General features: G+C 59.7%; 9 protein-coding genes. 5 read left to right on the top strand and 4 right to left on the bottom strand.

Features of this window, described 5'->3' with window-relative positions:
* Positions 1 to 14 precede the first annotated feature (14 nt).
* Positions 15 to 3,401, bottom strand: a complete 3,387-nt coding sequence (locus tag G5S37_RS04240; protein ID WP_165201170.1) for a hypothetical protein — start codon at positions 3,399 to 3,401, stop codon at positions 15 to 17.
* Positions 3,402 to 4,028: 627 nt separating this feature from the next.
* On the opposite strand from G5S37_RS04240, the gene G5S37_RS04235 reads away from it, so the two are divergent.
* Positions 4,029 to 4,679 (top strand): transposase, encoded by a 651-nt coding sequence (locus G5S37_RS04235; protein ID WP_165201168.1) that lies wholly within the window; start codon positions 4,029 to 4,031, stop codon positions 4,677 to 4,679.
* A 140-nt stretch (positions 4,680 to 4,819) separates the two neighbouring features.
* Here G5S37_RS04235 and lysS read toward each other — a convergent pair whose 3' ends face one another.
* Complete coding sequence (gene lysS, locus G5S37_RS04230) at positions 4,820 to 6,283, bottom strand: lysine--tRNA ligase (protein WP_165201166.1); 1,464 nt, start codon at positions 6,281 to 6,283, stop codon at positions 4,820 to 4,822.
* Positions 6,284 to 6,357: 74 nt separating this feature from the next.
* Between lysS and G5S37_RS04225 the strand changes: the two genes are divergently transcribed.
* Both G5S37_RS04225 and G5S37_RS04220 read left to right on the top strand, forming a co-directional pair.
* Complete coding sequence (locus tag G5S37_RS04225) at positions 6,358 to 7,065, top strand: metallophosphoesterase (RefSeq protein ID WP_165201165.1); 708 nt, start codon at positions 6,358 to 6,360, stop codon at positions 7,063 to 7,065.
* Between the two features lie 178 nt (positions 7,066 to 7,243).
* Complete coding sequence (locus G5S37_RS04220) at positions 7,244 to 8,785, top strand: hypothetical protein (RefSeq protein WP_165201163.1); 1,542 nt, start codon at positions 7,244 to 7,246, stop codon at positions 8,783 to 8,785.
* A gap of 34 nt (positions 8,786 to 8,819) precedes the next feature.
* On the opposite strand, the gene G5S37_RS04215 is transcribed toward G5S37_RS04220, so the two are convergent.
* Entirely contained in the window at positions 8,820 to 9,110 is a 291-nt protein-coding gene (locus G5S37_RS04215) for a hypothetical protein (RefSeq protein ID WP_165201161.1), read from the bottom strand.
* Between the two features lie 304 nt (positions 9,111 to 9,414).
* Between G5S37_RS04215 and G5S37_RS04210 the strand changes: the two genes are divergently transcribed.
* Positions 9,415 to 10,539 carry a transglutaminase domain-containing protein gene (locus G5S37_RS04210; RefSeq protein ID WP_165201159.1) on the top strand — a complete coding sequence of 375 codons (1,125 nt, stop codon included), beginning with the start codon at positions 9,415 to 9,417 and terminating at the stop codon, positions 10,537 to 10,539.
* A 66-nt stretch (positions 10,540 to 10,605) separates the two neighbouring features.
* On the opposite strand, the gene G5S37_RS04205 is transcribed toward G5S37_RS04210, so the two are convergent.
* Positions 10,606 to 11,874: a LysM peptidoglycan-binding domain-containing protein gene (locus tag G5S37_RS04205; protein WP_165201157.1), complete on the bottom strand. Its 1,269-nt coding sequence runs from the start codon at positions 11,872 to 11,874 to the stop codon at positions 10,606 to 10,608.
* A gap of 88 nt (positions 11,875 to 11,962) precedes the next feature.
* On the opposite strand from G5S37_RS04205, the gene G5S37_RS04200 reads away from it, so the two are divergent.
* Positions 11,963 to 12,796, top strand: coding sequence for an N-acetylmuramoyl-L-alanine amidase (locus G5S37_RS04200; protein ID WP_165201155.1), 834 nt, complete (start codon positions 11,963 to 11,965; stop codon positions 12,794 to 12,796).
* Positions 12,797 to 12,826: the final 30 nt, after the last annotated feature.

Here is a 12,826-nt window from a genome sequence, read left to right as displayed (position 1 = left end):
GGGTTCAGATCACTTCATTTCACCTCATTGCCACCGCCGGGAGGGCTGGTCGTCCGGGCGGTGATTGCAGGTTCAGAAACCGGAGGATGCACCGGCACCTTCGCAGTCACGAGTTCCGGACTTTCCGGCTTGGGACTACCTCCACCCGGATTCGGTGGACCACCGCTGCCACCACCACCACCGAGGGGCGGCGGACGATGCTTCGGTCGTTGCATCCAGTTCTTCACCCCACGGAAAAATCCACAGACCGTCCAGGCCACTGCCATGATGCCTGCGGCAAAGACGGACCCCTTGGCCACCTGTCCATTGGCAGGGCTCAGGATTCCGGTGAGCAGGATGCCGCCCAATCCAAAGATGAGCAGGTAGCGGAACTTCTCACGCAGCGGCGCCTTCCACCGCGCCACGCCAAGCGCGAGCACCACAAAGAACATCACCCCTTCCAGGAAATAAGAGAAGCCACGAGACCGGAAGGAGACATCGATGGCCGCCGGCTCACCCAGGCGATGCAGCACCACATTGCGCCCCTGAGTGGGAACCTGGAAATCGAACGCCGCCTTCTGATCCGGGGGAATCGCGGGCACGGTGTTCCAATCTCCCGAACTCTGCGTGAGGGAAGGTCCAAAGGCAGGCACCAGCGCATTCACCATGCTGCGGAAGCGCATCCAGCCGCGGTCACGCACACTCAACGTCATGGGACCCGTGAACCCGGTATAGTCATGACTCTCGGGCAGGTAGAGCGCGTGATGCGCCTCCAGCACCTTGGTCACATCGAGCAGGGCGGGAGGATCGATGTGAATGCCACCCCACCAGCCGATTTTCTCCCCGGCTTTTTCGCTGGGCACTTCATACACAAAACGCACGGGGAACGCCGCGCGGCGCGAAGCAGCATCCGAAGGCAGGCGAATCAGCAGATCATCCGCGCCTTCACGCTTCATGGGCTGCTGTGTCTGGCCTTTCACGAAGACATCACTCACCAGCCTCGCCGTTTTCGGCAGTCGCACGGTAAGGAACTGCTGCGCGTTGTTCTTCACCCAGTAGATGGCTTCGGTGGTCTGCGCGCGATCCGTGGCCACTGCAGAGGTGAGCACCGCGTGCGTGATCACTGCCTGCGGCACACTGATGTAGGCATTGCGGGCGATCTCCAGCTTCAGACTGAGCGGCTGCGCCTTGTACTTGTAGGCCAGGAACACACCCGAGCGCTGCAGGCTGTTGCTCAATTCACGCGGATCGATTTCCTCCATGCTCTCCGCCGTGGATTTCACGATCTCCAGGTTGTCGTCCTTGAGCACGGCGACCTGTCCTGTCTCCTGGAAGGCGCCCGGCACATGCACCTGCAGCAGATCCACCGCAACTGACTGCGCCCCGGTGCCCGGCTGCTCATGACTGAGGGAGAGGGTGAACTGCCCCATCCGCTCACTGCGCAGTACCACTTCCCAGAGCGCATACGCCTCTGCATTCGGCAGGGGCGGCTGCGCGGCATTTGCCGGAGCCTGGTAATCCTTGCGAATCTCCTTCACCTGTGGATCCACAAGGCGGATGTCTCCCGCCACGGCCTTGGGCACAGCGAGAATGAATTTGTCGATGGCTGCGTACCCCACATCAAAGACCAGTGTCCACTGGTGCAGCGTGGATTGCTCCTTCACCTGCGCGAGCGTGAGCACCTGCACATTCACCTGCGGCGGGCGCGGTTTGAAGGAAAGCGTCGCCGGCGTCTGCACCGCATCCCGGTGGCGGAAGGCCAGCATCACCTCCGTGGGAGGCGACACTCTCGCCAGTTGCTGCTGCGGTTCAGGGTCATTGGGATACTGCGTCATCACCGCTCTCAGGGCATTCACATCCTCGAGGCTGAGTGAGCCGCGGTCCTTGGTATTCACCTCCAGGCTGGAGTGCACGGAAACACCAATCTTCGCGTCATGGCGCGCCACGTTCTGCGGAGTGAAGACCGGCACCGTGGCGTCGTCCGTGGCATTCGCGCGGAGTTGCTGGCCTCGCACGGTGAAGCTGGTGGAGCCGAGCGTCTGCTTCGGAAACTTCAAGGCAAGCGTCTCGACGTTTCCACTCTTCTCCACCGTCCAGGCATCCGCGTTGACGCCCACCACTTCCCAACCGGTCCATCCAGCAGGAAGCTGCACCCTCGCATCGAAGATGCCCACACGCCGCACCTGATAGTTGAATACCGTCTCCAGGCGGCTGCGGTCGCGCTCTACGGTGAAAGTTGTGCGACTCTCCACGTCCACCTGCGGCTTCGCTTCGCTCACGGACAAGGAAAGCTGCGCGGGATGTTTCAGATAACGATAGCCGGTCACATTTACCAGCCCGGCAGCAGCATCTCCGGCAGCAGTCTGTTGAATGAGTCCCTCTCCCGTTTTCGGAATCACATCCAACTGCGGCTCAGCCACCACGGTGAGATCACCACGGTCCTGCGCCGCGCCGGTGATCTGAATGAGTGGCACAGGAGCATCCGCCGGAAGTTTTGGCAGAGGCACTTCCAGGGACACCGTCCCAGCCCACTTCTCCTTGGCAGGTTCATTGAGCACGATGGTCAACTTCTGCGGCGCGCCACCCGCAGGAGCATCCGCACCATCCAGTTTCCACTCCTTCACATCATCCCCCGTCACGGAGAGCACGGACTGTCCTGCGGGAATGCTGATGACAAACTCACTCACCGGTGCGCGCAGGATGCGCAGGTCGATCGCCGCATTCGTCGCAAGCGAGCCACCGCGCACTTCGCTGGTCACCTTGTTGGAAGCGAGGATCAGCGGCTTCAATGCCACCGCCGCTTCCGGCTTGCTCCACGCAACATCGAATTTGGAACCGCTGCCAAAGAAGAAGGACAATTCCGTCTTATCTCCGGCAGGGCGCGAAGTGAAGGCCGCCGCCGGATTCACCTCAAAGTCCCATCCATTTCCCGGAACCGTCGCCGTGAAGCGGGACACTGCTGCCGAGGGCAGCGCCAACACGAGCCGGGACTTCCCACCACTGCGGCCGATGCCCGCATGCAGCTTCATCTTGAGCTCATACACGCCCTTGTCAGGAACGATGAGATCATAACCCTCCGGTTTGCTCGACAAGGTGGCCTTGCCCGCATCGACATCAGTCACACCGGGAAGGTTCACGCCACGCGAGAGCGGAATCGTGAGCCAGCCATCCTTGAAGGACTCCACCGTGATCTTCGCGTCGATAGTGAGCACATCACCCTCCACGCTTCCGGTGTATTCAGCACGCGACACCACGCCTTCCTGCGGCGGTTTCGTTTCATCCTTCGCCCGCTTGAGATTCAGCTCCTGCCAGAGCTCGAGAAATTCCTTGTAGGGGAGGAAGACGCCCTTGCCGTCATCTGTGAAGACCTTCTCAAGTTCCTCATAGGGCACATAAATAGTACGCTCGCGTTCGCGAATCACGGGCTCGGGTCGCGGCGGAGTCGGGGTCGGAGCTGTGGTTATCGATGGAGCCGGTTCGGGTGGTGACTGAAGCGGGCCAGTGAAGACGTTCCTCGGAAGTGGAGGTCGCTCAAACCGAGGAGGAGCCTCCGCCGGTGGGGCAGCAGCAGGAGTATTCGATGACGAAGCCGCAGGAGATGACGCGTTGGGAGGCGGAGTAACAGCGGGGGGCGTTGGAGTTGGTACAGGAGCCGCGGGCACAGGTGCAGGTACAGCCTCGGGAACTCCGGGAGTTTGCCCTTGCACCACAAGAGCAAAGACGAGACCCAGCAGGGAAGCTACGATGACGGGAAAGCTGCGACGTGTCATATCGTTGGGGGGAGCGTAGCGGAAACACGCGGTGCGGTATGTAAACCGACCGTAAATTTTGGAAAGGCTATCAGGAACGCGCGGTTTTTAGCAAGCTTTGGAAAAGCGCAGTCATGGGCACTACGGGAAACAAGAATTTTTCTTGGCAACTTACTGAATGACATCCCGCCACAAAACGTGGCTAGCACTTCAAGGAGTGGGGCATTCCTGCCCCATTTAGGCCGCCAAGCTCCGCGATCTAAAACTTGATTTGAGTATCTATCGAGACAACCTCCATTCATGAAGGAGGAGGACCTCGTCTACTTCAACCCGTTCGCCAACACGGAAAAGTCCGCAAACCGCCTGCCTCACTGGAACCAGCCAAGCGCCACCTACTTCATTACCTATCGCCTCTCAGATGCCGTTCCCGCAAGCCTGCGTCGGCAGTGGCTCGAAGAAAGAAAAATCTGGCTAAACCACCATCCAAAGCCTTGGGACGCCAAAACCGAAAGAGAATACCATCTACGCTTCAGCGCTCGCATCGATGCATGGCTCGATGCGGGTCACGGTGAATGCCTACTCAGAGACTTCGCACGAAGGCGCTTGGTGCAGGAGGTCATTACCAAATTCGATGGAGAACGGTATGTGCATCACGCTTGGGTGTTGATGCCTAACCATGTCCACATTCTGGCCACCGTTCACGTGGACATCTCCCTGAAGGAATTGATCGGACCGTGGAAGGGAACGTCGACTTGGGCAATCAATCGGCTGATGCAGCGCTCAGGAAAATTGTGGCAGGATGACTACTTTGATCGTCTGGTTCGTGACGGCGATCACTTCGCGAGTTGTGTCCGCTATATTCGAAGGAATCCCGAAAAGGCAAAGCTCCGTGAAGGGGAATATACCCTTTACGAAAGCGATCTGGCCAAGCTCTTTGCTGAGCGACGGTAGGCAAGTCTTCGTGAAGGACTAACCTCGGCTGACTGGATGCATCAGGGGTGATGGAACGCAAAATGGGGGCAGGAATGCCCCCACTCCTTGAAGGCGGTGCATCGCTCAAGGGCAATGGCACCGCCAAGATTGCCGAAGAGCTACTTCCTCTTCAACTGCGGGAACAGCACCACGTCACGAATGCTCTCCGCACCCGTGAGCATCATCACGAGACGATCGATGCCAATCCCGATGCCGCCTGCCGAGGGCATGCCGTATTCGAGGGCGAGGAGGAACTCTTCATCCAGCTTCTGCGTTTCTTCGCCGGCCTGATGCTCGAGGCGATCGCGCTGCACGATGGGATCGTTCAGCTCGCTGTAGCCAGGCGAGATTTCCACGCCGTTGATCACCAACTCATACACATCCACCACGCTGTCGTCGGAGGTGTTCTGCTTGGCGAGCGGCACGAGTTCCTTCGGCACATGCGTGACGAAGAGCGGGTCGAAGCTCTTCTCTTCGATGAGCTTCTCAAACACCTGCTGGCTGATCTCGTAGTCCTCCATCTGCGGGCTCACTTCCACGCCAAGTTCGGCGCAGCGGGCCTTCTTCTCATCCGTGGTGAGGTCGAACCAGTTTTCTCCCGCCACCCCGCGGATCAAATCGCGGAACGGCGTGCGCTTCCACGGACGCGCGAGATTGATGGTGCGGGTCACATTGCCCTCTTCATCCTTGTGCTCGATGAGCAGGGTGCCGCAGAACTTCTCCGCGAGATGGCACACGAGGCTCTCCACGAGGTCCGCCATCTGCTCGAAGTCGGAGAAGGCCCAATACGCCTCCAACATGGTGAACTCCGGGTTGTGACGACGGCTAAGACCTTCGTTGCGGAAGTTCCGGTTCATCTCGAAGATCTTCGTAAAGCCGCCCACGAGCAGGCGCTTCAGGAAAAGCTCCGGCGCAATGCGCAGGTACATGGGCTGGTTCAGCGCATGGAAGAAGGTCTCGAAGGGCTTCGCAGCCGCGCCCCCGGGCACGTCCTGCATCATCGGCGTTTCCACTTCCAGGAAGCCACGGTCCTGCATCCAGCGGCGCATTTCCGCGATGATGAGGCTGCGGGTCACGAAGGTGTCGCGGCTCTTGGCATTCGAAATGAGGTCGAGGTAGCGCTGGCGGTATTTGATCTCACGATCCTGCACGCCGTGGTACTTGTCCGGCAGCGGGCGCAGCGACTTACCCTGCACCTGCATGGTTTCCACCTGCACGCTGGGCTCGCCCGTCTTGGTCACGAAGGTCTTGCCCACGACGCCCAGCCAGTCGCCGATGTCGAGCAGTTCGGTGATGAGCACGAAGACATCGTCACCCACTTCCTTCTTGTTGATGTAGCACTGGATGCGCCCCGTGAAGTCGGAGAGATCAAAGAATACCGCCTTGCCCATGGTGCGGCGGGCCGTGATGCGGCCTGCAATCTGCACGGAAAGATCCGGCACGAACTCTTTTCGAAGCGCTCCGGGCTGGTGGGTCGTTTCAAACCGGGCGCCAAAGGGATCAATGCCCTTGGCGCGAAGAGCTTCGAGCTTTTCGCGGCGGTTTTGGAGCAGTTCGCTTTCGGATTGTTCTTGTCCTTGCATGGGTATTATTCAAATATGCCCGCGTGAGCGGGATCGCATCTGTAGCCAGTACTACCTCATTTGCCACTGTAAAGGTGGCATCCGAGGTCTGGCTCGACAGCCGGCTCGCCCTCTGGCACGAGTCCCAGCGCTGGCTGGCGGTGTCTGACCTGCATTTTGGCTATGAGCTGAACCGCAACCGCCACGGCGGTCTCTACCCCCTGTGGGGCATGGATACCGTGGAGCAGCGCATGCGCGAGCTCATCACCCACTACCAGCCTGAGCGGGTCATTCTGGTGGGGGATGTCATGGACGGCAGCGGCTCGGTGGACGAGACGCTGACCCTCGTGGACCGGCTTTCCAAGGTGTGTGAGCTCATCTGCATCATGGGGAATCACGATGCCCCCGTGCTGCGGCGTAAATCTGGATTTGTGGAAAGCCACATGGAGGAGGGCTTCTACTTCCACCACGGCCACCGCATGGCGGAAATGTACGGCTGGCTCGCCCCGGAGGAGCGGCACTGCATCCACATCACGGGACACCTGCATCCCGCCTATCTTTTCTCCGATGGCGCTGGCCTGCGACTGAAGATGCCCGCTTTCATGCAGGCGCGCTTTGATTTCCCGGGTGATGAGGCAGAGACCTCGCCAGAATGCTGGGTGCTCCCCGCCTTCTCCCCCTGGGCCAGCGGCGCCCGCATCCCGAAGACGAATGACGGTACCCAGCTCTACGCGGTGCATCGCACAAGAATCATGCGGGTGACTGATGCCAGCACACGCGAGAATGAGAGCCGCAGTGGCTGACATGTCCCCCTCCCTTCTTGCTCATACCCCTGCTCTTTCTCGTGAATCAGGAAACTGAGGAGCAAGATTAAAAGCACGAGCATGAGCAAGAACAGCTGAGCAGTGCAAATCCCTTTGGGGGAATTGTCTTTGCACTCAATTTACAATGGGATGGCGCAGCGGCCGTTATGCTCGCTGTATGAACCCGCTCTCACGCTCCCTTTTGTACGCCGCGCTGCTCCCCTTCTCCGTGGCCGCGGTCTTCGCCGACACCTCGCTCACCATCTACAACCAGAGTTTCGCTGTTGTACGCGACTCGGTGCCGCTCGACCTCCAGCAGGGCGAGAACCGCATTCAGTTCACCGACACCACGGCGCATGTGGAGCCCGACTCCGTGATGCTGCGCGACCCGGCAGGGAATACCAAGCTCACCATCCTGGAGCAGAACTATCGCGCCGATCCCATCAGCGAGGCGCTGCTGCTCTCCATGCATGAGGGCAAGGAGATCGAGTTCTTTGTGCGCGAGGAGAACAAGCCCGACCGCGTGGTGAAGGGCAAGGTCATTCGGAGCGGTTACGTGCCTCACAATGCCAATGCGATGCGGCGCTATGGGCAGCTCTTCTATCAAAACCAGATGGCCCTGTCTTATGGCAGCACCGCCATGTCACCCATCATCGAGGTTGAGGGCCAGCTCCAGTTCACCCTGCCCGGCCAGCCCCGTTTTCCTGCCCTCGCGGATGACACCATCCTGAAACCTACGCTCGCCTGGCACCTCCACTCGGACAAGGTGGCGAAGCTCAATGCCGAACTCTCCTACGTCACCGGCGGCATGAGTTGGGACGCGAGCTACAACGTGATCTCCCCGGAGAAGAGCGATGACCTCGACATCACCGGCTGGGTCACCATGGACAACCAGAGCGGCAAAAACTTCCGTGATGCAAAGATCCAACTCGTCGCGGGCGACGTGGCAAAGATTGTGGACCCAAGGATGGATATGAACGGCTACGCGATGAACGGATCGTTCGCAGGCGCCATGAAGGCCAATCAACCGATGGCTCCTCAAGTCAGCGAAAAGTCCTTCGACGAGTATCACCTCTACACGCTCCCCCTCGCGACAACGCTGCATGATCGCGAAACGAAGCAGGTGGAGTTTGTCCGCGCTTCCGAGATGAAATCCAAGCGCATCTATGTCTATGACGGTCTCTACATCGACCCGAATCAATGGCGCGGTCAGAGCATGGTCTACCTGCGCCAGCGCGAGGACTTCGGCAGTGAAAGCCAGGCCAAGGTGTGGGTGATGCGCGAGTTCAAGAACTCCGAGCAGAACAAGCTGGGCATGGCCCTGCCCAAGGGCCGCGTGCGCTTCTACCGCCGCGACGACGAGGACGGCCGGCTGCAGTTTGTAGGTGAAGACCTCATCGATCACACCCCCAAGGACGAGTTCATCCGCGTGAACACGGGCAATGCCTTCGACCTGGTGGGCGAACGCCGTCGCACGGACTTCAAGATCGACAGCTCCAACCACTGGCTGGATGAATCTTTTGAAATCAAGGTGCGCAACCACAAGAAGGAACCTGTGGAAATCCGCGTGGTGGAGCACCTCTTCCGCTGGGTGAACTGGGAAATCCGCCAGCCTGCACTCCCCTTCACCAAGAAGGACGCCCAAACCATCGAGTACCGCGTCTCTTTGAAGCCGGATGAGGAGAAGACGGTCACCTACACCGTGCACTACACGTGGTGATCTCCCGGCTGACTGCACGCACTCGGGTGGTCAGTCAGCCGCGCTCCATCACATCATCGAAGCGGGTGGCCAGGTCCATGAAATGCCGGCTCCACCCGCTGCTCATGCTCACTTCCTGGATGCTGCCGGTCGGAGCGAAAAGGAGGTTCAGGCGGAATTTTTCCAGCGGCTGCCCCTGGTCCACAATCGCGATGTGGCGGTCGATTTCCGCCAGAGCTTCCGCGGCTGATTTCCACTTGGACCAGGCAAATTCATTCCCCGGCCGGGCCAGGAGTTCTCTGGCCTCAAGCAGGATGGACAACAGCGGCGAAGCAACCTGCGGCATAACGGGAACATGCTTGAGGTTGAGCTGGTCTGCCTCTGACAACGCCCCTCCCCATGCCAGCTGTCATGGAGCGGTTCGGGTGAATACCAATTTAACACAAACTCGCGGAGCAGGTTGCCAAAAAATTGCGGAAGCGAGGATTCGGATTTTTCGGCGTTTTCCTAAGACTCAACCCTAAGGAGTTGCGGACAGGCAGCCGCTGCCGTTTATTATCGCAATAATGCGATTCTTGATTTTTGCCCTAGCCGCAGCCCTTCTGGTAATGGGCTGGCGTACGAACATGCTTGGAAGCGTGGAGACGTGGATGCAACTGTACGCGGGTGGCGCTCAGGCGACCTCAAATCTGGAGAAGACTCTGGCCAGGCGACTCGTGATCGCCCAGCAAATGAAAACGGTCGGGGAATTCGGGGTCGATGACGAACTCCAAAAGTGGCTCCGAGAGCACGCCGACCTGGAAGCGCCGGACATGGATACGCTAATCCAAAACGCGCGGGAGGCCTTTCCGCAGTACCAACACATGGCGGTCATGCACAAGTCGGCGCCCACTGAAGAGGAAGTCTTCAGCGGGCTAGAAAAGTGGTCCGAAATCGGAGGCAATGGCTACACCCACCTTGCCGTGATTGTCCGTCCCACTCCCGGTAACTTTGGCTTGCACGCGTGTGTGGTGGTGGGTCAGCGCCTGCCGCCCTTCACTCTCGAGGCTCTCAACGACAATCCGGAAATGCTTTATGCCAGCCATTGCGTCCTCTGTGGAAAGCTCCAGGCCTGCAGAGCTGCCAAGCAGGGATACGTCCTGGGTCTGCAGTGTACGCGCTGCTCGCGCATCTACGCCATGGTCGCGCCCGGAATGGATGGACGCTATCGCTATGTGAATGAGTTCCTGGAAGGCTACAAGCCGCCCGTGAAGCATCTCAACGACCCCTCGCGGCGGGTCGAACTCATGACCATCTGGCAAACTGTCACCGCGGGCTGCCGGTACACGACGGATATCGGTTCCATCCAGCACAGCAGTAAAGGCGGTCCTGCCAGGGAGATCTGGCAAACCGCCCGCGAGACCGAGAAGCTTGGTCGCGGTGACTGTGAGGATTCCGCCATCCTACTGACAGATTGGCTGCTCGCCCGCGGTTTCGATGCGCGCGTGGCACTGGGCCTTCTCTTAGGACCTGGAGGCGGCGGCCATGCCTGGGTGGTGGTCCGGCTGGATAACACTGAATACCTTCTGGAACCTACCGAAGGCGCAAACGGCGCCCAACGGCTGCTGACAATCTCCGAAGCGGGCCCTCGCTATGCACCCCTCGTCTTGTTCGACCGGAACTCTTTCTATATCCGCCCGCAACCCACACGATGGGATGGGAGCTACTGGTCCGAAAGCACCTGGATGGCCCTGGATCCAAGAGCAAAGAATACGACACAAACAGCAGGGCAGTGACAATGCTTCGCGGGGTGGAACAGCGTCTTGTCGGCGTATTCCACCCGGCACGTTCCCAGTCGCTTACTATCGCGACTTCGGGATCATGATTTCATCCCCGGTTTTCAGCCGCGCATTCGCGGGAAGGTGGTTGTAGTCCAGAAGCTGCTGACGCGTGATGCCAAAGGCATCGCAAATGGTGCCGATATCCTCTCCCGCACTGACAATGTAGGAGGGAACGGAACCCTTCTTGCCCTTCTCCTTGCCTTTGTCTTCGGAAGCGGGCGCTGACTGCTGCTGTTGGCGGGACGGCGGCGCAGGTGTACTGCCAGTTTTTTCTCCCGGCTGCGTCACGGTCTTGTTGTTCCCGCTATTGGCACGCGCTGTGGTCTGGCCACTGGCGGCGGGAATCTTCAGCACATCATCCACATAAAAGGGATCGCTGGCGGCGAGCTTGTTCTCCTTGAGCAACGCAGTCTCCGTCACCCCATACCTCTGGGCGATGCCTCCCATGGTATCGCCTTCGCGAATCTTGTAGGTGCGTGGAGACGCGCTAGCCGCCAAGCTGGGCGAGCTAGTTCCCGCACCGGACCCGCCTGAGGGAGGTGTGCTTTGAGGAGTCGGGCGGGAAGGAGAGGTCTTCATCGGCACCTGCACCGTCATGCCCGGCCGGAGACGTTCAGGTTTCACCTGGGGATTGGCCGCCACCATGGCTTCCATGGTGACGCCGTAGCGCTTGGCGATGGAGTAGTAAGTCTCGTTGTCATCCACCTTGTGCGCCACCATGCCGGACTGCACGGGTGCACCGGAAGCCCCAGACGTAGGAGCTGGCGCAGAGGCAGATGCCGCTCCAGATCCGGAAGCGGGAATCTCCGGACGCTCATCCACGGGAATCACCAATTCCATGTCTTCATGAATCTTGTTGGGATTCACGTTCGGATTCGCCTGGGCCAGGGCTTTGGGGGAAATCTTGTAGTCATCCGCGATGCTCCAAAAGGTTTCCCGGCTCTTCACGACATGGATTTGCTGGCGCGGAGCGCTGGTGTCCTTCGCCTGGGCGGTGGGAATGCGCAGCGTCATGCCTTCCCGCACCGTCTCGTTGGGCATGCGGTTGTAGTCCATGATGGCGCCCACACTGGTCTTGTGCTTCTGCGCGACACGCCAGAGCGTCTCTCCACGGGTCACCTTGTGCTCTACATAGGCGGGTGCCGGGGTCTGCGGCTTTCCTTTGGATGTGGGCGTGGCGGCAGCCGCAAAAACCACGTCACTGGCAGTGCACGCCGTGAACAGCAAACCACCCAGCAGGAGTCTTGTGAGGGCAATGCCGCCCCCGCTCTTCGAAAAAAGCGTGCGCATGCCCGCAATTTAATAACATTTACCATTAAATCCACTGGAAATTTCATACCTGTTGAGCGTTGGTTTATTTTCTCCGTTGATTCGAGTTATGAGCTTGGGCCTGGCCATCCGCTATGCAGCCGCCTATGCCGCCTACGCCGGGGCGGTGATCTGCCTCATGCAGATCCCCTCCATCTGGGCAAAGCAAACCGCCGCACTGACTTACGTGCCCACGGATGAGAGCCGCGCGATGCATGAATTCACCGTGGTGCTGGATGCTGGGCACGGCGGGGTGGACGGCGGCACGCAGGGAGAGGGCATCCTGGAAAAGAATCTGTCGCTCGCCATCACCAAGCGGTTGGAAAAGCACCTCGCCGCCGCAGGCATTCGCACCGTGCTGACTCGCCGGGACGACACCTACGTTTCGCTGGAGAAGCGGACTGACTTCGCAAACCGCCACCAACCGGATGCCTTTGTGAGCATCCATCTGAATGCCGACGCCAACTCTGGAGAGACTTCCGGGCTGGAGACCTACTACTGCTCCCGCAAACGCCTCGGGGACATGATGCGCCTGCGCGAGCGCCTGGGCGTGCCCAAGGAGGAAAATATCCGTGACAAACGCAGCCAGTGGCTGGCGGACATCCTGCACCACGACATCCGCAAGGCGACTGGCTCGGAGGACCGCGGCACGCGCGACAGCAACTACCTCGTGGTGATGCACACAGAGTGCCCCGCCGTCCTCATTGAGTGTGGCTACCTGACGAATACGGACGAGGCGCGCCGCCTCCAGGATGAAGCACACCAGGAGAAACTTGCCACTGCCGTGGCTGCAGGCTTGGAGAAGTTCCTGCTCGCAACGCGGATGAACCCGCGTCGCGGCATTGAGCGCAACTCCATGACCGTGGCCATGCCTGCACCCGCTCTGCATGACGGCAATCCCTGATTGACCAGAGCTCGCGGTCGGGGCAATACA

It is taken from the genome of Roseimicrobium sp. ORNL1 (assembly GCF_011044495.1).
Taxonomy (GTDB): domain Bacteria; phylum Verrucomicrobiota; class Verrucomicrobiia; order Verrucomicrobiales; family Verrucomicrobiaceae; genus Roseimicrobium.
The sequence above is the reverse complement of the archived record's forward strand: the minus strand, read 5'-3'. Positions and strand labels throughout refer to the sequence as shown.

What these genes read in the sequence shown, in the direction of transcription:
- G5S37_RS04235 (WP_165201168.1), top strand. Translation starts at nt 4,029, where the DNA reads ATGAAGGAGGAGGACCTCGTCTACTTCAACCCGTTCGCCAACACGGAA.
- lysS (WP_165201166.1), bottom strand. Translation starts at nt 6,283, where the DNA reads ATGCAAGGACAAGAACAATCCGAAAGCGAACTGCTCCAAAACCGCCGC.
- G5S37_RS04220 (WP_165201163.1), top strand. Translation starts at nt 7,244, where the DNA reads ATGAACCCGCTCTCACGCTCCCTTTTGTACGCCGCGCTGCTCCCCTTC.
- G5S37_RS04215 (WP_165201161.1), bottom strand. Translation starts at nt 9,110, where the DNA reads ATGCCGCAGGTTGCTTCGCCGCTGTTGTCCATCCTGCTTGAGGCCAGA.
- G5S37_RS04210 (WP_165201159.1), top strand. Translation starts at nt 9,415, where the DNA reads ATGCAACTGTACGCGGGTGGCGCTCAGGCGACCTCAAATCTGGAGAAG.
- G5S37_RS04205 (WP_165201157.1), bottom strand. Translation starts at nt 11,874, where the DNA reads ATGCGCACGCTTTTTTCGAAGAGCGGGGGCGGCATTGCCCTCACAAGA.
- G5S37_RS04200 (WP_165201155.1), top strand. Translation starts at nt 11,963, where the DNA reads ATGAGCTTGGGCCTGGCCATCCGCTATGCAGCCGCCTATGCCGCCTAC.